Annotated in this window: 29 protein-coding genes; 3 read left to right on the top strand and 26 right to left on the bottom strand. The window is 32.9% G+C overall.

The features are described 5' to 3' along the window. Positions 1 to 58 precede the first annotated feature (58 nt). Positions 59 to 259, bottom strand: a complete 201-nt coding sequence (cspA, locus tag BFS35_RS02715) for a cold shock protein CspA (RefSeq protein WP_016912585.1) — start codon at positions 257 to 259, stop codon at positions 59 to 61. A gap of 253 nt (positions 260 to 512) precedes the next feature. Continuing rightward, positions 513 to 809: a DUF1033 family protein gene (locus BFS35_RS02710; RefSeq protein ID WP_099578084.1), complete on the bottom strand. Its 297-nt coding sequence runs from the start codon at positions 807 to 809 to the stop codon at positions 513 to 515. 126 nt (positions 810 to 935) lie between these two features. On the opposite strand from BFS35_RS02710, the gene BFS35_RS02705 reads away from it, so the two are divergent. From BFS35_RS02705 to BFS35_RS02695, 3 genes are read left to right on the top strand one after another with little or no spacing between them, the layout of a single operon-like run. Further along, positions 936 to 1,202 carry an acylphosphatase gene (locus BFS35_RS02705; RefSeq protein ID WP_099578086.1) on the top strand — a complete coding sequence of 89 codons (267 nt, stop codon included), beginning with the start codon at positions 936 to 938 and terminating at the stop codon, positions 1,200 to 1,202. 21 nt (positions 1,203 to 1,223) lie between these two features. Next, positions 1,224 to 1,994 carry a 5-bromo-4-chloroindolyl phosphate hydrolysis family protein gene (locus BFS35_RS02700; protein ID WP_099578088.1) on the top strand — a complete coding sequence of 257 codons (771 nt, stop codon included), beginning with the start codon at positions 1,224 to 1,226 and terminating at the stop codon, positions 1,992 to 1,994. Beyond that, positions 1,987 to 3,147: a toxic anion resistance protein gene (locus BFS35_RS02695; RefSeq protein ID WP_099578090.1), complete on the top strand. Its 1,161-nt coding sequence runs from the start codon at positions 1,987 to 1,989 to the stop codon at positions 3,145 to 3,147. The genes BFS35_RS02700 and BFS35_RS02695 overlap by 8 nt, the downstream gene beginning before the upstream one ends. 44 nt (positions 3,148 to 3,191) lie before the next feature. On the opposite strand, the gene brnQ is transcribed toward BFS35_RS02695, so the two are convergent. The 24 genes from brnQ to BFS35_RS02575 all read right to left on the bottom strand — a co-directional run bounded on the left by brnQ (position 3,192) and on the right by BFS35_RS02575 (position 25,804). Further along, entirely contained in the window at positions 3,192 to 4,520 is a 1,329-nt protein-coding gene (gene brnQ / locus BFS35_RS02690) for a branched-chain amino acid transport system II carrier protein (RefSeq protein ID WP_099578092.1), read from the bottom strand. A 117-nt stretch (positions 4,521 to 4,637) separates the two neighbouring features. Further along, positions 4,638 to 6,479, bottom strand: coding sequence for a vWA domain-containing protein (locus BFS35_RS02685; protein WP_099578094.1), 1,842 nt, complete (start codon positions 6,477 to 6,479; stop codon positions 4,638 to 4,640). Further along, positions 6,479 to 7,261, bottom strand: coding sequence for an ATP-binding protein (locus BFS35_RS02680; protein ID WP_099578096.1), 783 nt, complete (start codon positions 7,259 to 7,261; stop codon positions 6,479 to 6,481). Before BFS35_RS02680 ends, BFS35_RS02685 begins: the two co-directional genes overlap by 1 nt. 173 nt (positions 7,262 to 7,434) lie before the next feature. Further along, positions 7,435 to 7,638 (bottom strand): DUF6501 family protein, encoded by a 204-nt coding sequence (locus tag BFS35_RS02675; RefSeq protein ID WP_099578098.1) that lies wholly within the window; start codon positions 7,636 to 7,638, stop codon positions 7,435 to 7,437. Positions 7,639 to 7,656: 18 nt separating this feature from the next. After that, positions 7,657 to 8,616 (bottom strand): ring-cleaving dioxygenase, encoded by a 960-nt coding sequence (locus BFS35_RS02670; protein ID WP_099578100.1) that lies wholly within the window; start codon positions 8,614 to 8,616, stop codon positions 7,657 to 7,659. Positions 8,617 to 8,699: 83 nt separating this feature from the next. After that, positions 8,700 to 9,977 carry a 2-oxoglutarate dehydrogenase complex dihydrolipoyllysine-residue succinyltransferase gene (odhB, locus tag BFS35_RS02665; RefSeq protein WP_099578102.1) on the bottom strand — a complete coding sequence of 426 codons (1,278 nt, stop codon included), beginning with the start codon at positions 9,975 to 9,977 and terminating at the stop codon, positions 8,700 to 8,702. Between the two features lie 13 nt (positions 9,978 to 9,990). Next, positions 9,991 to 12,777 carry a 2-oxoglutarate dehydrogenase E1 component gene (locus tag BFS35_RS02660; protein WP_099578104.1) on the bottom strand — a complete coding sequence of 929 codons (2,787 nt, stop codon included), beginning with the start codon at positions 12,775 to 12,777 and terminating at the stop codon, positions 9,991 to 9,993. A gap of 94 nt (positions 12,778 to 12,871) precedes the next feature. After that, positions 12,872 to 14,248 carry a HAMP domain-containing sensor histidine kinase gene (locus tag BFS35_RS02655; protein ID WP_099578106.1) on the bottom strand — a complete coding sequence of 459 codons (1,377 nt, stop codon included), beginning with the start codon at positions 14,246 to 14,248 and terminating at the stop codon, positions 12,872 to 12,874. Then, positions 14,245 to 14,925, bottom strand: a complete 681-nt coding sequence (locus BFS35_RS02650; protein WP_099578108.1) for a response regulator transcription factor — start codon at positions 14,923 to 14,925, stop codon at positions 14,245 to 14,247. Before BFS35_RS02650 ends, BFS35_RS02655 begins: the two co-directional genes overlap by 4 nt. A 19-nt stretch (positions 14,926 to 14,944) precedes the next feature. Beyond that, complete coding sequence (locus BFS35_RS02645; RefSeq protein WP_096076500.1) at positions 14,945 to 15,544, bottom strand: GNAT family N-acetyltransferase; 600 nt, start codon at positions 15,542 to 15,544, stop codon at positions 14,945 to 14,947. Between the two features lie 222 nt (positions 15,545 to 15,766). Then, positions 15,767 to 16,387, bottom strand: coding sequence for a phosphatase PAP2 family protein (locus BFS35_RS02640; RefSeq protein WP_099578110.1), 621 nt, complete (start codon positions 16,385 to 16,387; stop codon positions 15,767 to 15,769). Between the two features lie 10 nt (positions 16,388 to 16,397). Continuing rightward, entirely contained in the window at positions 16,398 to 17,462 is a 1,065-nt protein-coding gene (locus BFS35_RS02635; protein WP_099578112.1) for an undecaprenyldiphospho-muramoylpentapeptide beta-N-acetylglucosaminyltransferase, read from the bottom strand. Between the two features lie 13 nt (positions 17,463 to 17,475). Then, complete coding sequence (locus tag BFS35_RS02630) at positions 17,476 to 18,957, bottom strand: S41 family peptidase (RefSeq protein WP_099578114.1); 1,482 nt, start codon at positions 18,955 to 18,957, stop codon at positions 17,476 to 17,478. 80 nt (positions 18,958 to 19,037) lie between these two features. Then, positions 19,038 to 19,259 (bottom strand): YozE family protein, encoded by a 222-nt coding sequence (locus BFS35_RS02625; protein ID WP_099578116.1) that lies wholly within the window; start codon positions 19,257 to 19,259, stop codon positions 19,038 to 19,040. After that, complete coding sequence (locus BFS35_RS02620; RefSeq protein ID WP_099578118.1) at positions 19,259 to 19,759, bottom strand: PTS sugar transporter subunit IIA; 501 nt, start codon at positions 19,757 to 19,759, stop codon at positions 19,259 to 19,261. Before BFS35_RS02620 ends, BFS35_RS02625 begins: the two co-directional genes overlap by 1 nt. A gap of 58 nt (positions 19,760 to 19,817) precedes the next feature. Beyond that, on the bottom strand, positions 19,818 to 20,243 hold the full coding sequence (gene msrB, locus BFS35_RS02615) for a peptide-methionine (R)-S-oxide reductase MsrB (RefSeq protein ID WP_099578120.1): 426 nt from the start codon (positions 20,241 to 20,243) through the stop codon (positions 19,818 to 19,820). Continuing rightward, positions 20,236 to 20,763, bottom strand: coding sequence for a peptide-methionine (S)-S-oxide reductase MsrA (gene msrA, locus BFS35_RS02610; protein WP_099578122.1), 528 nt, complete (start codon positions 20,761 to 20,763; stop codon positions 20,236 to 20,238). The genes msrB and msrA overlap by 8 nt, the downstream gene beginning before the upstream one ends. Before the next feature lie 4 nt (positions 20,764 to 20,767). Next, the gene (locus BFS35_RS02605; RefSeq protein WP_147329901.1) at positions 20,768 to 21,319 is read right to left on the bottom strand and encodes a DUF2140 family protein; all 552 of its coding nucleotides are present in this window, start codon (positions 21,317 to 21,319) and stop codon (positions 20,768 to 20,770) included. Continuing rightward, positions 21,312 to 22,157 (bottom strand): DegV family protein, encoded by an 846-nt coding sequence (locus BFS35_RS02600; protein WP_099578126.1) that lies wholly within the window; start codon positions 22,155 to 22,157, stop codon positions 21,312 to 21,314. Before BFS35_RS02600 ends, BFS35_RS02605 begins: the two co-directional genes overlap by 8 nt. A gap of 21 nt (positions 22,158 to 22,178) precedes the next feature. Next, entirely contained in the window at positions 22,179 to 22,898 is a 720-nt protein-coding gene (locus tag BFS35_RS02595; protein WP_099578128.1) for a lysophospholipid acyltransferase family protein, read from the bottom strand. Next, the gene (locus tag BFS35_RS02590) at positions 22,895 to 23,377 is read right to left on the bottom strand and encodes a dihydrofolate reductase (protein WP_099578130.1); all 483 of its coding nucleotides are present in this window, start codon (positions 23,375 to 23,377) and stop codon (positions 22,895 to 22,897) included. The genes BFS35_RS02595 and BFS35_RS02590 overlap by 4 nt, the downstream gene beginning before the upstream one ends. Positions 23,378 to 23,385: 8 nt before the next feature. Next, positions 23,386 to 24,339 carry a thymidylate synthase gene (locus BFS35_RS02585; protein WP_099578132.1) on the bottom strand — a complete coding sequence of 318 codons (954 nt, stop codon included), beginning with the start codon at positions 24,337 to 24,339 and terminating at the stop codon, positions 23,386 to 23,388. A 234-nt stretch (positions 24,340 to 24,573) separates the two neighbouring features. Continuing rightward, complete coding sequence (locus BFS35_RS02580) at positions 24,574 to 25,383, bottom strand: class I SAM-dependent methyltransferase (RefSeq protein ID WP_099578134.1); 810 nt, start codon at positions 25,381 to 25,383, stop codon at positions 24,574 to 24,576. Further along, positions 25,370 to 25,804, bottom strand: a complete 435-nt coding sequence (locus BFS35_RS02575) for a BrxA/BrxB family bacilliredoxin (RefSeq protein ID WP_099578136.1) — start codon at positions 25,802 to 25,804, stop codon at positions 25,370 to 25,372. Before BFS35_RS02575 ends, BFS35_RS02580 begins: the two co-directional genes overlap by 14 nt. Positions 25,805 to 25,807: the final 3 nt, after the last annotated feature.

Raw genomic sequence — 25,807 nt, 5'->3', positions numbered from 1 at the left:
CACCCTGGAAAAACCAGGGTGTCTTTCTAACGTTCATATATAATTTATTGCATTAAAATTATAATTTTACAACGTTTGCAGCTTGTGGTCCACGATCGCCTTCAACCACTTCAAATTCTACTGCTTGTCCTTCTTCTAATGATTTGTATCCTTCTTGATTAATCGCTGAGAAATGAACGAATACGTCGTTTTCTCCTTCGATTTCGATGAATCCAAATCCTTTTTCTGCGTTAAACCATTTAACTGTACCTTGTTTCATAATTAGAAACCTCCACACTATATTAATTCAATATGTGATTATTCACATATTACAAAATAAATAAAAAAGTGAATAAATATATTTACTTTGTAATATGGAATAATCATATTGCTATAAATAATTATAAAATACCGATAATCATAAATCAATACAATATTCTGTAAATTTAAACACTTTACAAATTTTACTTTACTGTAATAATAAATGATTTATAATTATCTTTTTTATCAATTATATAGCATTTATTATTATTTCAACGATATTGATATATTTCCCCATTATCCAGAAATAAAACACTATGAAAAATTTGAACATCATCATCGCAATCTTCACAGAATTCGATTTCACAATTGTTATAAAAAGCATGTATATCATACTTTCCAACTAATTCATTGCAAAAATGCTGTCTTAACATTACTAATTGCTCATTATAATAGCTTTTTGCTTCAGATAATTGTGAAAAACTTTTTATTTCGGTAGCTTTCTCTCGATAATCTTCAAATAGCCACCATCCTTCATAGTCTGCTCTAATTGTTATGATTTCATACATCTTTTTCACCTCATTAAAAGATTATCTTCTGTTTATTTCATATTTTCAAGTAAATCGTCTTACAAATGCGATTTATTAGGTGTTTTGAATCTTTTTACATATAATAGTGGTAAGAGGTGAAGTAAGATGAAAACAATTCAAATTAAAGTTTTTGGACGTGTACAAGGTGTGGGATTTCGTTACTTCACAGCGCAACATGCGAAAGATAATAATATCACCGGCACAGTTCAGAATGTAGATGATTATGTTGAGATTTATGCAACTGGAGAAAATTCAAACTTAGACACTTTTACAGACAAGGTCATTCGTGGTGCTTCTCCAATGTCTCGCGTACAATCTTATGAGATTAATGATATCCCAGTAAAACAATTTAAACAGTTTAAAACGATATAATATTTTAAAGGAAATGATGAGATGAAATACAATGCATCGTATATTTTTGGTGCGATATTTGCAGTTCCAATCGCACTATTAACAGGATTTATCAGCATGAATTTTTTTCAGTTTGATATGTGGCTTGACTCTCTCGTTATGGCAGGTAGTTATTTAGGAGCATTCTTCCCTATCCAGATGACGACCGGTAATAAATATTTAAAAGAGATGGGTGTTACAAAACAAGACTATAAATATATCAGACAGCAGATGAAGATTGCTGAACCAAAGATTAAACAATTATTAGTTCAATATAAAAAAGTACGTTCTGTAACTGATTTTCGCAATGTAAATGAGATTAATAAACTCGCACGCACAATTTATAAATCAGTGCAAAAAGATCCTAAGAAATTTTTTAAAGTTGATAGTTTCTTTTTTTCTCATTTAGATAATACAGTAAATTTATTAGATCAGTTTTTATATTTATCAAGAATGCCGCATAAGACAGCTGAAGATAAGCAATTGCTATATAATGCGCGTTTAACACTTGAAGAATTAAAACGAACTTTACAGGCAGACTTAAAAGCATTGAATTCAAGTGACTATGAACAGATGAAAGTCGAAATCGATCTCGCTTCTATTCAGAAGTCCAGTCATCCAATACCTATTCAAAGTGACAATGTCAAAAATGGAAATATTAATCATGCTACAAACGAACAGCAGGCTTTAGATTATGAGGAACGAGTACCTGTTAATTTTAAACGCTCTAAACAATATGCACATGTAAATGAAAGGAAAGATATAAATGAATGAAAATGAGTTACTTAATGATTTAACGGCAAATCCATTTGAAAGCAATGCAGTGTTACAACCGGAACAAAAGCATAACAATATAACTACATATCAAACTGAAACCCTTTCTCCTGAAAAACGAGAAAAAATCAACCAGATTAAAAATCAGATAAAACCTCTTGATAACGAAAATTTATTATTATATGGCGCGAGTGCACAACAAAAACTTTCTACGTTTTCACATCAGATACTGGATGAAGTACAGAAGAAAGATGTAGGCTCAATCGGTGATAGTCTTGATCAATTAATGAAAAAATTAAAAGAAGTTGATCCAGATGAAATTTCGCAAGTTGAAAAAAGTAAGTTTAAAAAATTATTTAAACGCGTTTCTAAATCAGTCAATGAATTAATTTCAAGATATCAGTCAGTTTCAGGACAAATCGATCGCATATCCGTACAGCTTCAAAATTCTAAAGATGTTTTATTAAGAGATGTACATATGTTAGACCGCTTATATGAAGAAAATAAAGCATATTTTGATGCATTAGACATGTTCATCATTGCCGCTGAAGAAAAACGTGAAGAAATTCAGACTGTAATGCTCCCTGAATTAGAACAACGTGCATTAGCATCGAATGATCAGATGGTCGTTCAGGATGTCAATGATCTTAGACATTATCTAAATCGTTTAGACAAACGTATCTATGATTTGAAATTATCACGTCAAATCACTTTACAATCTGCCCCACAAATTAGAATGATTCAAGATGTCAATCAAACACTAGCCGAGAAAATTCAAAGTTCAATTCTGACGAGTATTCCATTATGGAAGAACCAGATGGCTATTGCCATGAGTTTATTACATCAGCAGAAAGCGTCAAAAGCGCAGCAACAAGTTACGAATACAACGAACGAACTATTGCTTAAAAATTCTGAAATGCTTAAGATAAATACAATACGAACAGCACAAGAAAATGAACGTGGCATTGTAGAATTAGATACTTTAAAAACGACACAACAAAACATCGTTGATACGATACGCGAAACGTTAACAATTCAACAGCAAGGTAGTGAAAAACGACGTGCAGCTGAAATTGAACTTGGCAAAATGGAACAGGATTTAAAACAACAGTTACTTCAATTACAAAAGGATCAGCAAAATAGAACTTATTAGATAAAGAGACCTAAGACGTATATTCAAGCGTCTTAGGTCTTCATTTATTTATATGAAATTTTAGTTTGTCTTAAACCTAAAACATAACCGATTAAATATCCTACTACAGCAAATAATAGCCATTCCATTGATTGCGCTTTTAAAGGTAAAGCGTTCATAAAAGGTAAAATATTAAATTCTGCACTCAGTACAGATAAAACAGAAACAATCGTTACTAATATAATCGGAATTTGAAATGCTAATAATGGAGTCGGTACAAATTTTGCGACTAACATAATTAACACTAAAGTCATCGCTATAGGATACAAGATTAATAATACAGGAATTGATTTTTCAATTACAGCTTTTAATCCTTGGTTCGCTAATATAAAACTAAATAATGTAAAAGCAATTGCATATGTTTTATAAGATATTTTCGGGAATATTTCATTGAAATATTCACTTACAGCAACAACTAAACCTGTTGAAGTTGTTAAACAAGCTAAGCTCACTATGATTCCAATTAACAGTTTACCGAAAGTACCGAATGTATCATGTGCAACGTGCGTTAAAATATATGTACCTAAATCTAATTCATTTTTCTTAATTTCTGAAAGCTGTGCAGCTGATAAATGATAGTGACTACCAATCCATCCTAAAGTTAAGTAAATGAACCCTAATGCAATCGCTGCAATGATACCTGCCAATACCGTTTGTTTAAATAAACCTGTCTCTTTCGTAATACCTTTATCTTTAATTGCATTAATAACAATTACTGAGAAAGCAATCGCTGCAATCGCATCCATCGTTTGATATCCGCTTGTAAATCCGCTAAAGAAACTCGTATTTAAATTCGTATACACGTCAGCTTGTGCCTTAACGGGTGAAGTGCCTGTTAATAAGAAAATACTTACAACAACTAATGCAATAATTGAGATGAGTAGTAGTGGTGTTAAAATTGCTCCCACTCTATCTACCATTTTAGATGGATTAATCGCTAACCATAATGTTATTCCGAAGAATATAATAGTAAAAATCAATAAAGACATTGCAGATGGTGCTTTTAAAAATGGTAACACAGCCATTTCGTAAGATGTTGCACCTGTTCTCGGAATAGCAAATAATGGTCCAATTGTTAAATATACTGCTGACAGAAATAAGATTCCGAATACCGGATTAATTCTATGAAGTACACCTTTATAACCTGATTCATCTAAAGATCCGACGATAATACCAAGTAAAGGTAAGCCTACCCCTGTTAAAATAAAACCAACAATTGCCGGCCAGAAAAATTGACCACTAGCAAAACCTAAATTTGGCGGAAAAATTAAATTACCCGCTCCAAAAAATATTGCAAATAACATAAAACCTACGACCCAAGTATTCTTATTCATGGGATGACCTCCTTACTTTAATGTTAATTATACTATCACTTTAAACGCATAAAGTCTACAATTTTTCAGAAAATTTAAAAAAAATACACACATCGTTAATATGTGTGTGTAATTATTCTAAAATTGTTTCATACTTTGAAGTAATAAAGTTTTAAGAAGCGGCTGTATCACACTTGGTAACTTTTCTACACCTTCCACAAAGATGCAGTAATCATTATAAATATTTTTTATTGTTGCCATCGTAATTTCGTCGATTTTTGTCTGGCTTAAGAAAATATTGATGACATATATATTTTCTTTTCGCAGCGCAACTACTGCATCATGGGTATCCATAATACCATTCGATTCATAATCAAATGCTGATGGCTCACCATCTGAGAATACGATTAAAAATTTTTGTTTTTCCTGACGTGCTTTTAACATATTGCCAGCTATCCGAATCGCTAAACCATCCCGATTATCCTCACCGGTCTTATAACTCACTACATTTGAAGAATATTGATTTTGTAAGGAATTTTGGTAAGTAATGATTTGTTCTAAAATATTTGGCTGAATATTTTTATCCGCTTCAAACCCATCTTCAGAGAAAGCCATAATTTCATGTCTTATCGATAATTGTTGTAATGTCTCATGAAACAACACGATACCCTTCTTTGTTTCTTCCAGTTTATCTTCCATGCTATAAGAAGCATCAATTAATAACATAAACGTTGCATCTAATTTATAAGATTTCTGGTCTTCTTTATAAAATACGCGTTTGCGATCATCTAAAAACCATTGTGTAAGGTTTCGGCTTAATTTTCCTTTACTCAATCCTTGACGCTTTGCGCTGACCTCATGATCGACGCTTTTGTTAATCACGTTGACCAATGTTTTTATCTCTTTTAATACATCTTCTTTATATGCATTATATATTGTCAGACTTTTATCATCTTGCACCGTTTCTTTCCAAATTATCTTTGTATTGATGTTCTCTTCCCCGACGATGTCACTAATATCATTACCTTCTGCGTCTGTCTGAGGCGGTTTTGTCTTACCTTTCCCCATCATCATCTCAGTAATGTCATCACTTGCATCACCTTCACGCTCATTTTCTTTTATATTATTACTGTTCGAACCTTCTGTTACTTCAGTCTCAAGATAAGCACCACTCTTTGTTTCTGTATCACGTTGTTTTGTCTGTACTGACTCTGATTCATCCATTTCTGCTACGTCTTGTTTCGCTTTATCTAAATTCGCTTTTTTAATAGCTTTAGCATTCATATATGCTAATTTCGGGATATGGTAATAGTCGTTTAACATATCTTTCGTTAAATTTGGTTCAATTAATAGCATAAGTCTTATTGCAAGATTTGCACTATCTTCAGTATTTTTTAAGTCATAAAATGATTGTAAGGCAAGCTGAATGCTGTATTCAAGTTCCGTAAAAAACATTGTCTGAAAAGAAAGGATATTATCTGTCAGTAATGCATGTTCAATTTGTAAAAATAATTCATCAGTGGGCATCGCCTTTGTCTGATAAAATTTTATCTGGCTTTCATTCTCTTTTAACTTTGTTCGAATGCGTACATCAAAGAATTTCTTTGTAAAAGGTCTTTCTTCACTGATTAAATGCATTAATCTAAATTCATCAATCATCATAAAGAGCTGCTGAAAGAAGCTTTTTACTCGAAATGATTCATCTAGTACATCTTCTACAACATCTAAATCTGTATAATCAAACCCAATAGCATGTAAAATCGTGTCACTCTTTAATAATTTCATTTCTTCTTCATGTTCTCTATGTTTCCATTTGAATGCTACATTAATCGTATTTTCTGCAAGGTCAAAATAAGCAAACTTCTGAAAGTTTACTTTCACCGTCTCATCTTCACGTAATAATTGGGCTAAGTCAGTCAAAGTCATTATTAATGATGGATCAACGCGCTCATCATTAAATAATATAAATTTTTCACTCATTAAAAATTCAGTTCCATTGCATTGATAATCGCATTTTGTTCTCGCTCATCATCCAACTTATCAATGATTGCACGTTTCGCTGCACGTTCAATCGGCATTACTTGTATTAAATCACAGAAATCAAGCAAAGCACGGACTGAACTTGCTTCTTCACTAATTTGACCTTGACTCGCCATCGTTACTAAATCCTGATTAAACTTTATGATCTGATCAATGATCTTTGTATCTTGTAATGTCGTCTGTTCTACGATAACTTGTTTTAAGACATCACCACTTATATAGTGAAGATCTAAAACGACAAATCTATTTTTTAATGCTTCGTTCATTGGTAATGTACCTACATAACCAACATTTATCGCTGCAATTACTTTAAAATTATCATGTGCTTTAATCACTTCTCCAGTAAACGGATTCGTTATTGTTCTACGAAAATCAAGCACACCGTTTAAAATAGGTAACGTTTCAGGTTTAGCCATATTAATTTCATCAATATATAATATATTACCTTCACGCATTGCTTCAATAACTGGTCCATCCACGAATACGATTCGAGATTCACCATTGATATTTTCGATTGTTTTATAACCTAATAAACTCTCTGCATCTAAGTCTACCGAACAGTTAATACTATTCATCTTCTGATCCATATCAACACTCAAAGTTTCTGCTAATTTCGTTTTACCAGAACCAGTTGGCCCCTTTAATAGTACATTTTTACTTAAATTTAGCATTGCCAGAGCGTCCTCGTATATCGTTACATCGCTATTTTGATATTTTTGCATAATCGTACTCCTTTTCAAAATAAAAAGAGGCAATATTATGCCCCTTTATTGTTTAACCTTATTATACATGATTGTACTAATATTTTGTTATAAACTGTTTTGACGAAATTGTCACAAAAAGTATTATAAATACAATATTTTATCAGTATTTACTTTCTGTACTAATAAAATTCTTAAATTTCTTCAAAATATTCTTTATAATATCCACCCACTTTTCCACTGTTGTCTCGTATATGATAGTATTCTTCTGTTTCATTGACTACATCATAAACTTGACCGACAGTAAGCATATCGCTTACTTTATATTTTTTAGCATCAACATTAACAACTTTAACTTGTTTGATTGCAGCTTTATCTTGCCATTCTTCATGTAACATATTAACAACTCCATATCTTTATTTTGTTTGAATTGGTTTTAATGCGCTTTCAATTTCATTTCTACGTGCTTCTAAAAATGGTGGTAAACTCAAACGTTCACCTAAAGCATCAACTGGTTCATCAGATGCAAATCCAGGACCATCTGTTGCAAGTTCAAATAATATACCAGAAATATCTCTGAAATATAAAGATTTAAAATAATATCGATCAACTATCCCTGAGTTTGAAATATTACCAGTATTTAATTTATTTAAAGCAGCTTGTAATTTTAACGCATCACTCACTCTAAATGCGACATGATGAACACCACCATATCCTTGCTCTGTCTGGCCAGTACGTTTTAAAAGATGTACCTCACCGCCGTTACCACCTTCACCCATTGAAAATACATGTACTGTATCTAAAGAGTCACTATGTTCATATTCTCCGGTACGTTCCATATCTAGTATTTGTGTCAAAACTGATGCTGTAACGAGCGTGTGTTCTACTGCAAGTAAGACTGGTCCTAACCCTAAAACCTGATGAACACTTTCTACAGGACTATGGGGATTAGGTTTCCCCATCGGAATACCAGTATTCAATTCATCAGAAATCAAATATATTAGGCGATCATCGAAATCATAGAAAGGTAGTGCATGTTTGCCGTTTATTTTAATAACCGCATCATATTTAATCTGCATTTCATCAAAACGCTGTTTAAAATAATAAAGGCTATAATCTGTTGGTACACGTAATGAAAAGGCATAAATATCGTTTGTGCCACGTACATGTTTTGGTGCATCTTTAAAATCAAAGAAAGTCACATCTGTACCTGGACTACCTTCATTATCAGCAAAAAACAGATGATATGTATCGACTGCATCTTGATTAACTGTCTTTTTAACAAGCTTTAATCCTAGAACATTATGATAAAAGTCATAACACTTTTGTGCATCACTCGTAATGGCAGTGACGTGATGTAATCCTAATAAATCCATGGTTTCCCCTCCAAATATAAAAAACCAGTAACTTATACTTATTATAACGTGTATAAGTTACTGGGTAAATTATTTATAACAAATTAGCTTTCTAATAATAAATCTTCAGGATTTTCGATTAATTCTTTAACAGTTTTCAAGAAACCTACAGCTTCCTTACCATCGATAATTCTGTGATCATAACTTAATGCGACATACATCATCGGACGATTTTCCATGCGTTCTTTATCAATAGCAACTGGACGCGTCACGATTGAGTGCATACCTAAAATAGCAGCTTGCGTACCATTGATAATAGGTGTAGACATTAATGAACCGAATACACCACCGTTAGTGATTGTAAATGAACCACCCATCATATCATCTAAACCTAATTTTTTATCGCGTGCTTTAATTGCTAAATCATAGATAGAACCTTCGATTTCAGCAAAGTTCTTCTTATCACAATCACGTACAACAGGTACTACTAAACCTTCGTCAGTAGATACAGCAACACCGATATCATAGAATTGTTTTAAGATTAAATCGTCTCCATCAATTTCAGCATTAACAGCAGGATATTTTTTAAGTGCTGCTACAACAGCTTTTGTAAAGAATGACATGAAACCTAAACGTGTACCGTCGTGATTTTCCTGGAATGCATCTTTTTTACGTTTACGTAAATCCATTACATTTGTCATATCGATTTCGTTAAACGTAGTAAGCATTGCAGTATTCTGAGAAACTTCTAATAATTTATTAGCAATTGTTTTTCTTCTGCGACTCATTTTTTCGCGAATTACAGGTTTCGAAGGATTTTCAGGTTTTGCAGGTTTTTCCTGTGCTGGAGCTGCTGGTTTTTCAGCTTGGACAGGTGCATTAACTGCATTTTGTACATCATGACTTCTGATTAATCCTTTAGGGTCGCGAGGATTGATTGAATCTAAATCAATGCCATGTTCACGCGCATACTTTCTAGCAGACGGTGTTGCTACAATACGTCCGCTTTTTTTATTTGTTGTTACAGCCTCAGGTGACTCCGGCGCATTTTTTGAAGTTTCAGCTGATTGTACTGTTTCTTCTGTTTTTTCAGAAGTTGCTGGAGCAGCTTCAGGTGATTTATTTTCTGCTGGTGCTGATGTTGCCCCACCTTCACCAACAATTGCGATGACTGATCCAACTTCAACTGTATCTCCTTCTTGTGCTTTTATTTCTGTAATAACACCTGCTTCTTCAGAAATAACTTCTACGTTAACTTTATCTGTTTCAAGCTCAACGATGTTTTCACCTTTTTCAACTGTATCTCCAACTTGTTTAAACCAAGTCGATATCGTACCTTCTGTAATTGATTCTGCTAATTCTGGAACTCTGATTTCTGCCACTTTTATTTCCCCCTTATAAGTTTAAAGCTTCATTGATGATTTTTGTTTGAACAAGTTTATGAATCTCATTATCGCCTTCAGATGGTGCAGCACGTCGAACACGACCATAGTATTTAACGTCAATTCCTTGTGCCATCTCCAGTAATTCTGGATAAATGTATTGCCACGCACCTTGATTCTCAGGTTCCTCCTGAACAAATCCGATTTCAGTTAATCCACGTAAATCGTTAATAATTGCTTGAATTTCTTCCTTTGGTAATGGATACAATTGTTCTAATCGAATTAAGTGAATTGTATCATTTGGATTTTTTTGCAATTCAGTGTATAAGTCAATAGCAACTTTCCCACTTGCAATTAACAACTTCTTAACTTTCGTCTTTTTATAACTTTCAGAAATAATAGGTTTAAAGCTTCCTTCAGTAAACTTATCCACCGTATCTGCTACGAAGTTATTACGTAATAAACTCTTTGGACTCATTAATACAAGTGGTCGCATCTGTAACGTATTTAAATAATGTGCCTGACGACGTAATAAGTGGAAATAATTTGCTGTCGAAGTTACATTTGCAACCGTCCAGTTATTTTCACCGGCAAGCTGTAAGAAACGCTCTAAACGTGCAGAAGAGTGTTCCGGACCTTGTCCTTCATAAGCGTGAGGTAAAAGCAACGTTAATCCACTACGTTCTCCCCATTTAGCATTTGCGCTTGATACAAAATTATCAAAAATCATTTGTGCCATATTAGCAAAATCTCCATACTGAGCTTCCCATACAGCTAATGCATCATTATTTTCTAAATTATAGCCATACTCAAATCCTACAACAGCAGCTTCTGATAACGGAGAATTATGAATATCAAAAGATGCTTTTGCGTCAGAAATGTGTTGTAAAGGTACATATTTATCTCCATTGTTCTCGTCATTTAATACCGCATGACGATGTGCAAATGTTCCTCGCTCCGCATCCTGACCTGTATGTCTTACTGGTTTTCCGTCTTGAATGATTGTTCCATATGCTAAAAGTTCAGCATGTCCCCAGTCAATTAATCCATCTTTAGTAAATGGATCATTTCTACGTTCAAGAATTTTTTGCAGCTTATTAAATACTGTAAATGTCTCTGGCGTATTTAACATTTCTTCATTAAGTTTCTTCAAACGATCAAATGAAACGCCAGTTTCCACATTTTCATAACCTTCTGTCACTTCAACAGGTGCTAGCATTTCACTGTCATTATTTTTCGTACTCTTATCAATTTTATCATGTGCAGCACGCATTTCAGCAGTAACACCCTCAAAAATTGCATTCATTTCATCTTCAGTAATAACGCCTTCTGCTACAAGTTCTTTACCGTATTTGATTTCAATACTTGGATGACCTTTTACTTCTTTATATAACATTGGGTTCGTAATCGTCGGTTCATCCATTTCATTATGACCGTAACGACGATAACCTACTAAATCAATTACGAAATCCTTGTTGAATTTTTGACGGAATGCCATTGCCAGTTCAATCGCTTCCATACAAGCTTCGACATCATCAGCATTAACGTGAATAATCGGTAAGTCATAACCTTTGGCAACGTCAGTTGCATACGTAGTGGATCTTGAATCATATGGCTCAGTTGTAAATCCTACACGGTTATTTGTTATAATATGCAGCGAACCACCAACAGAATATCCATCTAAATTGCTTAAATTCATACTCTCAAAGTTAATGCCTTGACCAGGAAATGCTGCGTCTCCATGAATTAAAACTGCTAATGCTTTATTGAAATCCTGTTCAGGTTTACTAACATCAGTCGTTACTTCCTGAACTGCACGTGTCTTACCTAAAACGACAGGTGCCACAATTTCTAAGTGCGAAGGATTGTTCGCAAGAGAAACAACTTGCTCATTACCATACTTCGTTGTTGTCTTTTTACCACCTAAGTGGTATTTAACATCACTCGTCCAACCCTTCGTTACAACGAGCGAACCATCTTCAGGTAAGAATTTCAGTGGGTCGGTATGCATAAACTCAGATAACATCATTTCGTACGGTTTTTCTAAAATGTGTGTTAATACATTTAAACGACCTCGGTGTGCCATACCAATTTCAATATTTTTGATGTTTTCTTTGTTTGCAATACGCAATACTTGCTCTAACATTGGTACTAAAGCGTCTACACCTTCAATAGAGAAGCGTTTTGCACCTACAAAATTTTTATGGATATATTTTTCAAAGCCTTCAACGTGTGCAAGACTTTTTAATAGATTAATCTTTTCGTCTTTACTAAATTGATGATGCTCACGTGATTCGATTTGTTCAATTAGCCATTCACGTTCATTAGCATCATTAATATGTGAAATTTCAAAGCCTATTGTACTTTGATAAGCTGCTTGTAAATGATTGATTGCTTCTAAAGCATTGTCAAATTGCTGCGCATAACGTTCAGAAATTAGTCCAGCTGGCAAAGATTTCAAATCTTCTTCTGACAGATTAAAATCCTCAAGCGTTAATGCTGGCAAATTTTCTCTCTGTGGACGGTATAATGGATATATATCAGCTGTAAGATGCCCATACAACCTAATATTATCGATTAACTTTAACACACGCTTAACTTTCTCAGTATCGGCATTACCTGCACTAATTGCATTTCCTGATAGTGCTGATTGCCCCCCCTGAATACTTGAAAATAATACTTGTAACTCATCAGATACCGACGATGGATCCACTAGATATTGATCGAACATTTCTAAAAGAATACCTAAGTTCGTTCCAAATCTAGGTGGTGCTTCATCTAGGTTTTTACCTTTTGTCATGGTTCCACCCTCCATTTAATTAAATAAAACGTTTACATAGCTATTTTAACAAAGCAAAGCACGAAATTAAAGGGGAAAAACATATCTTTGTGAATTATATTGTACGTATTGGAAATTGTATAATAACTTTTGTAAATTGATTGACTTCACTTTCTATCTTCACTTGTCCTTTATATGTTTCGATTAACTTTTTAGCGATGGATAAACCTAAACCATTTCCACCTTTACTTCTTGCTCTTGATTTATCAACACGATAAAAACGATCAAATATATTCGGAATATCTTCTTTTGGAATACCTTCTCCATTATCGATAATTTCAATCTGAACTAATTTATTCTTCAAAGAGGTACGAATTACAATACGTTTATTAATCTGATCATATTTCATCGCATTATCCAGAAAAATCAGTAAAATTTGTTCAAAATGAAAACGATTGATATTCAGCTTAATCTGTTCATGAGTTGAATGATACTCAAACATATAATCGTCTTTAAGCTGTTGTATTGAGTGAATTCTACCTTGAATTTCTGCATTGATATCAATATTTTCAATCTGCTTTGTTTCTAATAAATTTGAGTCTTTCGATAATAATAACAATTCTTCAACAAGTTTATTGATACGATTCATCTCCTCCAATGAGATAGAGAGAGATTCTTCTAATATTTCGGGATTATTCTTTCCCCATCTTTGTATGAGATTTAAATGACCGTTAACAATCTGTAGCGGTGTGCGAAGTTCATGACTTGCATCTTCTACAAATTGTTTCTGCTGTTCAAAACTTGATTCCAGCTGACTCATCATCTCATTAAATGTATCAATCATATCATCTGTTTCATAATAACTTGTAGAGACTTGCAGTTTATTCTGAAAGCCATCTCTTTTAATTTGATTCATCTTACTTGAAAGTCTTCGAATAGGCTTTGTAATCTGATTAGAAAATAAAAAACTGATTAAAGCTGTCATAAATAAAGCTGTAAGGCCAAAGAAACTACACAGTAATATTAGAAATTGCATCACATTAAAGTAATCATCCAGAGAACGGGCCACGGTAATATAGCCGTTATAATGTTCGTTGCGAAATGGCGTTGACATTAATAAAAATTGTCTTTCTCCAATTTTTTTCTGAACAAGACTGCGTTCATTTGTCTTTATAACCGGTAGATTAAAGTCGTAACTAGAATTCGTACTGACATCATAAATTCTATTTCCATCAAGATTATACAAAAAAACTTTTTCATTTTTATTGATTGCACGGTAAATATCTGACTGTGTCACTTCCCCAGTCGTTTTTTCTTCAAATAGATTAGAAATATCCGTGACACTTTTCCTTAGATTTTCTACTTCCTGCTCTTTTTGGTATGTACTGATTAAAAATATTATGAATAGACTAAAAATCATAAAAATGATAAATGTCAGTGTCGTTGTTAAGACAGTCCATTTCGAGCGTAATGATTGTGATTTCGTTTTCATCGTATGACATAACCTACGCCGCGGACAGTTTCTATCAGCTTATGATATTGAAATGGTTTAAGTTTATTTCTTAAATATCTTATATACACATCAACTACATTTGTCTCAACTTCACTTTCATAACCCCAGACACTTGTCAGAATCTGTTCTCTTGTCAGTACATGTTTTTTATTTTCTACAAGTAGCTTTAGTAGTTCAAATTCAGTCTTTGTTAATTCAAGTACTTTTTCGTCAATCGAAACTGAGAATGCATCAAGATTGATCTTCATTTGATCAATTTGTAAAATATTCTCTTCAACAATATCATTCTTCGGTTGGTGTTGACGACGTAAAATCACCCTTATTCTAGCAAGTAACTCTTCTATATCAAAAGGTTTTACGATATAATCATCTGCACCGTAATCTAAACCAATGACTTTATCGTAAGTATCACCTTTCGCTGTAATTATTATTACTGGAGTATCTTTCACTTTTCTAAGTTTCCTGCATACTTCTAAGCCATTAATTTTAGGTAGCATCAAATCTAAAAGTATACAATCATAATCATTTTTTATTGCTTCTTCAAGACCAGCTTCACCATCATAAACAACACCGACTTCATAACTTTCATGCATTAATTCTAATTGAATAAAACGTGCTAAATTTTCTTCATCTTCTATAATTAAAATACTATGCAAATAACCAACTCCTAAAAAGCTATTTCTTGTTGTATTTCTCCTGAATTTGTTTAATATTTTCTTTCACATCTGGCCATTCATCATCTATGATTGAATAAATAATTAAATTTCTTCTTACACCATCTAGATTACGTTCTTTACGAATAACACCTTCTTTTTGAAAACCTAATCGTTCTATCGCTCTATTAGAACGTTCATTGCGCTCATCTGCTCTAATTTGAACACGTACCATATTTAATGTTTCAAAACAGAACTCCAATAGTAAAAACTTACTATCTGTATTAACATAAGTTTTTTGTGCTTTCACACCAAACCAGGTCGTTCCAATTTCACAACTATCATTATCATAATCTATCTCTTTTATTCGTGTAGAACCAACTACTTCATTTGTTTCTTTCATTACGACGATAAAAGGAATAGATTTCATCTTTTCTCTTAAATGCACCGCGTCAATGACCCATTGTTCCATTAAATCCATATCTGTCGCTTTAAATAACATATAACTCCAAATTGATTCATGGTTGATTTCATGAAGATCTTTTGCATGTTCAATTTGCATCGGTATTAATTTAATTCTTTCATTCTCTAACACGACAGATTCAAATACGTTAATTGTCACTGTGGCACCTTCTTTTTCTATGATATAGCAAAATCATATCAAGAAATTAAGAAAATTCATATGTTTATGATTAAAATTTACAAAGAAATAAAAATCAACACAAAAAACTCCTGACTGGGCAAAGTCAGGAGTGTATGGGCAAAATATTGGGGGGTTAATTGAAAATGTTCTACTAGAGGGGGAACTCTTTAATTGAGAACCATTTTCAATAACTATTATACCTTATTGAGAATGGTTGTCAATTACTTTATGCAAAATTGTTTGAGATAAAAGAATACAAATAATACCACCGACAATTCCGGCAATAATATCTGTCGGATAGTGTACACCTAAATAAACTCTACTTGAAGAAATCATGATAATCGTAAACACACATAATCCAATTAAATATGGTTTTAACTTACGATCACTTTTACTAAAAAGATATGCCAGGCTGCCAAAAAATGCGGTTGAGCCCATTGCATGACCACTTGGGAAGCTAAATCCAGTAATATCGATTAGACGAAGTAAAGTTGGACGTTCTCTATCGAAAATGTTCTTTAATAAAGGGTTTAATGTACCTGATAAAATCATTGATAGTGCAAAGAATAACGCTTCTATCTTTAATTTTTTCAGCATAAGATATGCAACTACTAGTAAACTTAATGCTATCATTGCCCAGACTTCACCCACTTTAGTAAATCCGAGCATGATAGACGTTGTAATAAAACTTTCAGAAGAATATATAAATTCATATACTTCATTATCAATCCATTTACCTAGTCTTGATTCATGGAACAAAGCTATTACGCCAAAAATAAAACTAAATATTAAAATTAAGGTAATTCTTCTCGCTCTCGACATGTTATCTCTCCTACTTTGCATCGAATATAATTTTTTCTAAAAGGGTTTCAGCTGTATATGTAACCTGTTCAGCATGCATTTTATTTTTCATCTCCACATAATTTGCTTCAACTTTTTCAATCGACTCGATTAACGTCTGGCTCGTTAAATCAGACTCTTCGATGACTTCAGCAAATCCTTTAGCTTTAAAGATTTTAGCATTTTCTATTTGGTCTCCTCGACTTTGATCTAACCCAAGTGGAATTAATATCATCGGTTTCTGTAAGGCTAAAAATTCAAATAAAGCGTTTGCGCCTGCACGGGAAATCATAATATCAGTAATCTTATAAAGATGCATTAATTCTTCAGAAACAAATTCTCTTTGATAATAACCACTTTTTTGAATCGATATATCTAAATTACCACGGCCTACCAGATGAATAATCTGATATTTTTTTAATAAAACATCCAGATTATCTCCTACTGCCTTATTGATTAATTTAGATCCAAGAGATCCACCCATAATCATAATCACTTTTTTTTCACGATTGAATTGTGTGATTTGATAAGCATTTAATGCTTCACCGGAAAATAAATCATCACGAATAATACTGCCCACGTAATCTGACTTTTCTTTTGGGACATATTTCAAAGTTTCTTCAAAAGTTGTATAAAGTTTATTTGCAAACCTTAAAGCTAATTTATTAGCGAGTCCTGGTGTTACATCAGATTCATGGATGATTATTTTAATATTAAGCATTTTTGCAGCAATCGTAACAGGAACAGCAACAAATCCACCTTTTGAAAATACTATATCCGGTTTTTCTCTTTTTAAAACACGCAATGCATCTAATACGCCTTTTTGGACTTTAAAGATATCCTTAAGATTTTCAGCAGAGATATATCTGCGTAATTTACCACTCGAGATGCCATAATATTTAATGTTTGGAAATCGTTTTGTAATTTCATCTTTTTCTATCCCATTTTTAGAACCGATATATATACATTCAATCTTCTGCGCTTCTGCTTTAGGAATTAAAGCCATATTAACAGCGACATGACCAATCGTTCCCCCACCCGTAAATGCAATTTTCATTCGTTTCACTCCATTATTTTGATTTTGCTTCTTTTATTGCTGTTTTTAATTGTGTATCATCTGACTGAACTTTTTTCATTAATAATTCTGTAAACTTTTCAGTTGTTTTGCCACTAAGTTGACCATTGATCTTTAAATCTTTGTCTGTCTGGAAATCAATAATCGCTTGTTCTGTCTTGCTATCAAATACAGTGTCTATTTTACCAGGATCATACCCTAGAGCTTTTAGTCCTAACTCTAATGATTTAATATTACTCCCTTTTTCACCAAGACTCAGCACTGTATCTGGATCTAATATTTGCGCATTCGTATATGCAGGTAATTTTGCTTCAACATCTGGTACAATTCCTTTTTTATGAATCCAGTTCTCTTTAGGCGTTAACCATTTCATTTGTGTATATTTCAACATCGATTTATCTTTATAAGGTGTTGCAGTCTGAACGATACCTTTACCAAATGATTTCGTTCCAACAATTTCTGATTTATCATTTTCACGCATCGCTTCAGCAAATACTTCTGAAGCACTCGCTGAACCTTCATTAAGCAGGATCACTGTTTTCAAATCCTTTGTAATTGGATTGGCAGGATTTTTCGCTGTCAGATTCTTTTTATCACCTTGCTTATTTTCTGTATATAAAATGGTATCACCTTTATCAAGAAACTCGTTCGCCATCTTAGTAGCTTCATCCAGATAACCACCAGGATTATTGCGTAAATCAATGACTAAACGTTTCATACCTTTTTCATCCATGTTTTTCAGCGCATCATGAAATTCTGTTGACGTTTTTTCCTGGAATTTTGTCACTGTAATAATAGCAGTTTTATCTTTTGTAATTTTTGAAGTAACACTGTCCATATGGATTTTATCACGTGTTATTGTAACCTTAAATGGATCTTGCGAACCACGTTTAATTGTTAAAACGACATCTGTTCCCTTTTTACCACGTATTTTATTGACAACTTGCTGTGTATTCCATCCTTCAATGGTCTTACCATTAATTGCTAAGATGATATCATTTGGTTTAATACCTGCCTTATATGCTGGTGCACCCTTAATCGGACTTGAGATTAAGATTTTTCCATCCTTTTGTTCAACTTCTGCTCCAATACCTTGAAAATCACCTTGCATCGATTCAGAAAATTCACTTTGTTCTTTTTCTGTCATATATTCACTATAAGGATCTTTTAAGCCACTAACCATTCCTTTGATAGCCGCATCGACAAGGTCTTCTTTTTTTACATCTTTATAATAATCCTGATTTAAAGTATCGTATACATGATAAAGTTTTACAAATTCACTGCGTTTAGGAGAATCATCTTTAATGATTTTTTCATTGCCACTTAATATTGAGAATGCAGTAATAGCAGCGGTTATAATAATTGTTGACACAATCATCATAATAAATTTAAAAGGGGAAATCTCGTAATTTCTTTTTACCTTTTTGTCATTTTCTTCATTTGATTGTTCAAATTCATTTTTTTCATGGTTCAACATATTTCACATCCAATTAATTTAAGTTTATTTCAATAGTATATAAAAAAACAAAAAATAAAGCACGTATCAAATGATACATGCTAAAAATTTAACCATTCCTGATATGCTTCGTACATTTTATCAAATGTAGAAAGTGACATATCAGAAGAACCATATTCTTCTATATATGTTGACAAATCTTCAAAATCAAGATTTTCTTTAGGAAACATTAAATCATTGAATACAGCTTCAGCAAAAATACCAAATTCATTTTTTGCACCGCGTTCAGTTAATGCGTAATGATAAAAAGAACTTTGCTTCATTATTTTACTTCGACTGATAAAACAGTTGTTTCACCACGCGCTAATAAATCACTATTTAATGTATCCAATTGATTAATCACATCAGAATTTGTAATGATAACTGGTGAAATAATAGAAGAAGCTTTTTCTTGAATTAAATTAATATCAAAATCTAATAACGCATCGCCGACTTTTACTTTATCGCCTGCACTTACCAATGCGTCAAATCCTTCTCCGTTCATTGCAACAGTTTCTAAACCAACATGGATAAGTACTTCCAGACCATTATTTGCTTTAATACCGATTGCATGTTTTGTTGGGAATACATTGACGATTTCCCCATCTATTGGGGATACAACTTTGCCTTCTGAAGGTTCAATCCCAAAACCTTCACCCATCATCTTTTGTGCGAACACAGGATCAGGTATATTTTCAATCGCTACATACTTACCTGTAATCGGCGCCTTAATTTCAATATTTTTTGAAACTTCTTCACCTTTACCAAACATTTTTTTGAACATAATAATTCCTCCAATACAAATTTAATTTGTTAATTATGTTTATCATACCCAATAAATATTAATCTAATACTTTTATATACTCAGAATAACCTAATGCTTCTAATTTTTCGTATGGTATAAATTGAATACTTGCTGAATTAATACAGTATCTTAATCCACCTTTATCTTTTGGACCATCGTTAAATACATGACCAAGATGAATATCGCTAAGTTCAGTTCTGACTTCTGTTCGTGTCATTCCGTAGGACTTATCGACTAATTCAATAATTTCTTCATCGCTTATTGCTTTTGAAAAGGATGGCCATCCACAAGAAGAATCAAATTTATCATTTGAAGTAAATAGCGGTTTTCCACTCACTTTATCCACATAAATACCTTTTTCAAAATGATTCCAGTATTCATTTTCAAATGGTGGCTCAGTACCATTTTGCTTCGTAACGTAATATTCCATTTCATTTAGTTCATTGATATCTTTTTTAAGCATCCTGTTCACCCCAGTGTGATTTAATAAATCCTTTTCGCCCAGAACCCTCACTATAGGCTGCATAATGAGCGGGTGCTTTTTTATAATAATCCTGATGATATGCTTCGGCAGGATAAAAATTTTTGTAAGTGATAATTGGTGTAGATACCGGTTTTTTAAATATTTTAGCGTCATTTAACTTTTGAATTACTGTTTCTGCGATTTGTTTTTGTTCATCGTTATGAGTGAAAATTGCTGGTGTATAACTTTCGCCTCTATCAAAGAATTGTCCTTCATTATCAGTAGGATCAAAAGTTTTAAAGTATATATCCAGAATTTCCTGGTAACTTATAATATTTTCATCATAAGAGATTTGAACTGCTTCACGGTGCCCCGTAGTATTTGTACAAACTGCTTCGTAAGTAGGATTATCTACGTGTCCACCACTATACCCACTAATTACAGATATGATACCATCAAACTGGTGAAATGGTTTAACCATGCACCAAAAGCATCCACCTGCTAAAGTTGCTAATGCCATCCAATCACTCCTTTATTTTTAAATCGAAGTGCCACGCTTTCTCATCATCAATTTTTTTCAGTAAAATTTTTGTATCGCCAATTTCTTGTATACCTAGAGTATAGATGAAACGCTTATTTTCTTCATCCAATGTGACTTCTTTAGGCAAATTACCATATTTATCAACGATACGCAAAGCTTTTTGTTTTGATAAAGGTAGACGTCCGATGTCTATACGCTCTATATTTAAAGCAAGAACCCCAGGAGCAATGACTTTTGGCGTTGTCTTTATTTTAGTTTGTACATCTAAAGTCATAAATTTCGATTTAGCATCAATCCAAATGAAGTGATCTTTAAATTTAATCTTTGTATTTTTATCATCCATTGTAATAAAATGCTTGATTGTTTTTTCCGATAAAATCATCGTATCCTTTGAATCCATTTCAAATGTAGGTAACGTTTTCATTTGTAAAGGTTCAGAAAATATTTGTCTCGCCCAAAATATTGAATAAATATTTATGCACAATAATAAAATAAATAAAATAAACCAAACAGGGTGTTTTATCGCTTTAATCATTATATCCAAATACCGACAATCCTATTGCACCTGGCCCAGTATGTGTTGACACAATTGGCGTTGTAGTATTAATAGAAATTTTCTCGTCTGTGTATTGTTCAATAGAAGCCTTAATTTTGTCTAATAGATCCACTGCATCCGCTTGTGAAATACCAATACGTATATATTTATAGTCATCAGCCATTTTTGCGACTTCTTTCGTCAATAATTTTACGACTGCATTTTGTGTGCGGGCATTTTGTATCACTTGTATTTCTCCATCAATAACTTCTGCTACCGGTTTTAAATTCATCAATCCACCTATAAATCCTTTACCACGAGAGATACGTCCGCCTTTTCTTAAGTAATCAAGTTGACTAATTACCAAAAATAAGCGAGATTGATGTTTCATCATATCAATAGCAGCTACAATTTCATCCATTGATTTATGTTTGATAATAAGTTCGGCCACATTTTGAATGATAAATCCATATGATTGTGCAATAAACCCACTATCAACAACAGTCACTTTACCATTCACCATACCTGCAGCTGTTTGTGCACTTCCTACAGTACCACTTAATCGATGCGTCATATGCAGACTTAATATTTCATAACCTTCGTCTATATATTTTTCATAAATTTCAGCAAACTTTCCTGTAGGCGGCTGACTTGTTTTAGGAATATCCTTTAAAGTAACGAGTTGTTTCAAATATTCCTCAGATGTAATTTCTTCCTGATCTAAATATGTCTTGCCATCCATCACAATATTTAAAGGCACCTGTACAATGCCATGGTCATCTAAATATTGCTGAGGTAAATCATGTGTTGAATCTACTATCAATTTAATTTTACTCATTTTATCCCTCGATATCTGTTGTTATTTTATTACTGATTCTATACGCTCATGTACAAGATTAGCAACTTCTTGTAAAGAATAACGATCGAATATTTCTGGTTCAATTGCATCTAATATCGTGACATCAACCTGACCAGGTACAATTTTTTTACTATTATATTTTTCCATCAGCTCAGAAGTACCTTTAATAGCTATAGGAACGATTGGTACCCTAGCACTTTTTGCAAGTTTGAATGATCCCGCTTTAAACTCTGCCATACCATTACCCTTACTACGCGTACCTTCAGGGAAAATCATAATGCTATGTCCCGCTTTTAATGATGCGACACCATCTCGAATCATTTGAATTGATGAACGACGATCCGTCCTATCGAGATAGATACAATTTAATAAATCCATCCACTTATGTAAAAATGGTATTTTCTTCACTTCCACTTTTGAGACGAACCCAAACGGTTTATTGATGGCATAAATTAGCACAGGAATATCAAAATTACCTTCATGGTTTGAAATAAATAATACACCATTTTCTGGATAATTTTGATCGCCGTGAATATTTACTTTTACACCGGCTGTTCTTAATATTTTACTGGCCCATCTTTTCGGATATTGATTTGTTACTAAATCTTGTTCAGCAACAGTATCATATTGGGTTAATGAATTTTTTACACCATTTAATTTTGGCGTGACAAAAGCTGCATATCCAATGATTGTCCCTATCGTTCTTATTAATCTAATCATTTTTCTTTCCTCACTAAATGCATAAAATGATGCGGTACAAGATTCTTTTCATCAAGTATACCTTCCTCAATCGATTTTACTGTGAAATCCTCGAAAGTATATTCCGGGAAAAAAGCATCTCCAGGATATTTATTCTCGATTACAGTAACATACATATCTTCTACCATATCGATTGTTTGTTCATATAAATTTTGTCCGCCAAAAATATATACATGACCTTCTAATGCATTGATTTCTTCAAGTGAATGAATAACATCTGCATCATTTGGCTTAAATGATTCATCACGCGTAATGACGACATTACGTCGATTTGGTAAAGCTTTACCTAATGATTCGTAAGTTTTTCTACCCATAACAATCGTGTTCCCTGTTGTTAATGTTTTTACGCGTTTCAAATCATTCGGCAAATGCCATGGCATTTTATTTTCATATCCAATAACTCTATTTTGATCGTGACAAACAATAATTGATAACATAATGATTCTCCTTATACTGCAATAGGTGCTTTTATCGCTGGATGTGCCTGATAATTGATTATTTCTAAATCTTCATATTCAATATCGAAGATTGATTTATCGGTATTAATCTTTAAAGTAGGTGGTTCAAAAGAGTCTCTTGATAGCTGTTCGTTTACTGCATCGATATGATTTGAGTAGATATGGGCATCACCAAATGTGTGCACAAACTCACCAACTTCAAGATTGCATTCTTTAGCGATTAGGTGTGTTAATAAACTATAACTAGCGATATTGAAAGGCACACCTAAGAATATGTCTGCACTTCTTTGATATAACTGGCATGATAATTTATTATCTTGAACATAGAACTGAAACATCGTATGACATGGTGGTAACGCCATCGTGTCAATCTCTCCTGGATTCCAGGCAGAGATAATATGGCGTCTACTCGTTGGATTATTTTTTATTCCTTCAATTACTTCCATAAGCTGGTCAGTCGAACCATTCTTCGTTTCGAAATTACGCCACTGCTTACCGTAAACATTACCTAAATCTCCATATTTTTTACTAAAGTCAGTATCATTTAAAATTTTATCTTTAAAAATTTTAAGTTGTTTTTTATATGCTTCATTAAAATTTTCATCAACAAGTGCGCGATGTCCGAAGTTCGTCATGTCCGGACCAATATAATCGTCGCTTTCAATCCATTTTAAGAATGCCCATTCATTCCATATGTTATTGTTATATTCCAGTAGATACTTGATATTTGTATCACCTCTCATAAACCATATAAGCTCCGTTGCGATAAGCTTAAAAGAAACTTTTTTTGTTGTTAACAAAGGAAATCCTTTTGATAAATCAAAGCGCATTTGATGACCGAAGACAGAAAGCGTTCCCGTGTTTGTACGATCATCTTTATTTTTACCAGTTTCTAAAACTCTTCTACACAAATCGTGATAAGCTTGATCGAATGAATTCATCAAGTCACCTCTTTCTATTTTTTCTTATATACTTTATAATACATTTATATAACAATTAATTAAAGAATTAGATATTAGAGATTTACATTCTAGGGGTGAAATATATGGGCGCAGATATGATGGTCGTTTCAGGTTTATTCTTATTATTATGCTATATGATCAGCATGTGTATAACTGAATAATTGATACATCATAAAAAGGCTTCGAATTTACGAAGCCTTTTTATTGTGCAATGATTTATAAATAACGATAACCATAATGTGTCTTCGTTTGTTTTCTAACATTCATAGTAAACTGATAATCACGAATTAAACTGGATTTAAAATGCGCGCGCAGTATGACTTTCCCTTTGAAATGCTCAAATATCGTATTTAATAGCTTACGATCACTTTCAATATCATGGGTTACTACATTAACTAAAGAAGCAATGTTAGACGTCACAACAGTTTCTTCATACATTGGATCTAAATAGATAACATCTGCCTGATTCAGTATACCCATATGATTTACAACACTGCCATAAATAAAATGTATGCGCGATATATCTATTTTATTTTTCTCTAAAACATTGAAATAAAAATGCACGCCCCATTTTATTGCAAAATGAATATAGAAATTGTCTTCAAATGCATAAAATATGCTGTTTTCCATCGTTAGAGCCATTAATATTAAATCATTTGCCATTCCAGTTGTGGCATCGATGATGATGTCAGTATTGATAGAATCATCCTGAATAAGTTCGATAAGAGGAGGCACATGATTGCCGGTAATGTAAGCTTTATACTTAACGCGTGTCGTATTTTCATGATAAAAAATCTTATTTTCAACAGAAGTATATAATACAACGCCTGTTTGTTGAATTACCATTACAGGCGTTGTATCTTCTTCAAATAAATTCTTAATGGTTAGCTTCTTTCTTTCAATAACTTCATAATTTACATCTGAATATGTCTTAACATCAGATACAATACATTTCAAATATTTCAATATTAAACGATTCGGTTTAACGCAAGTTGTAATACGCAGTTTAATTTTAGCAGTGGTCATCAAAATATTCTTTAATATCCATACAAATTTCTTCTACAGGTCGTCCTTCGATATGTTCTCTTGGAATAAAACCAACTAATGATTGTCCTTTAAATAATGCCATCGAAGGACTTGAAGGTGCTTGTGCTACGTATTCACGCATTTTATCTGTCGCTTCACGGTCCTGACCTGCAAATACTGTTACTAAGTGATCAGGTTTCTTGTCATTTTGTGTAGCAACTGTAACAGCTGCAGGGCGTGCTAATCCTGCTGCACATCCACATACCGAATTAATAACTACAAAAGTTGTTTCATCTTCTTTCACTTGATTAAAATAACCTACAACCGCTTCACTTGTTTCTAAAGATTCAAAACCATGATTCGTTAATTCACTTCTCATTCCGTTCGCAAGTGATTTCATATATTCTTCATAAGCATTCATTTC

Source organism: Macrococcoides goetzii (assembly GCF_002742385.2).
GTDB classification, from domain to species: domain Bacteria; phylum Bacillota; class Bacilli; order Staphylococcales; family Staphylococcaceae; genus Macrococcoides; species Macrococcoides goetzii.
Note: the sequence above shows the minus strand (reverse complement) of the source record. Positions and strands in the feature narration are given on the sequence as shown.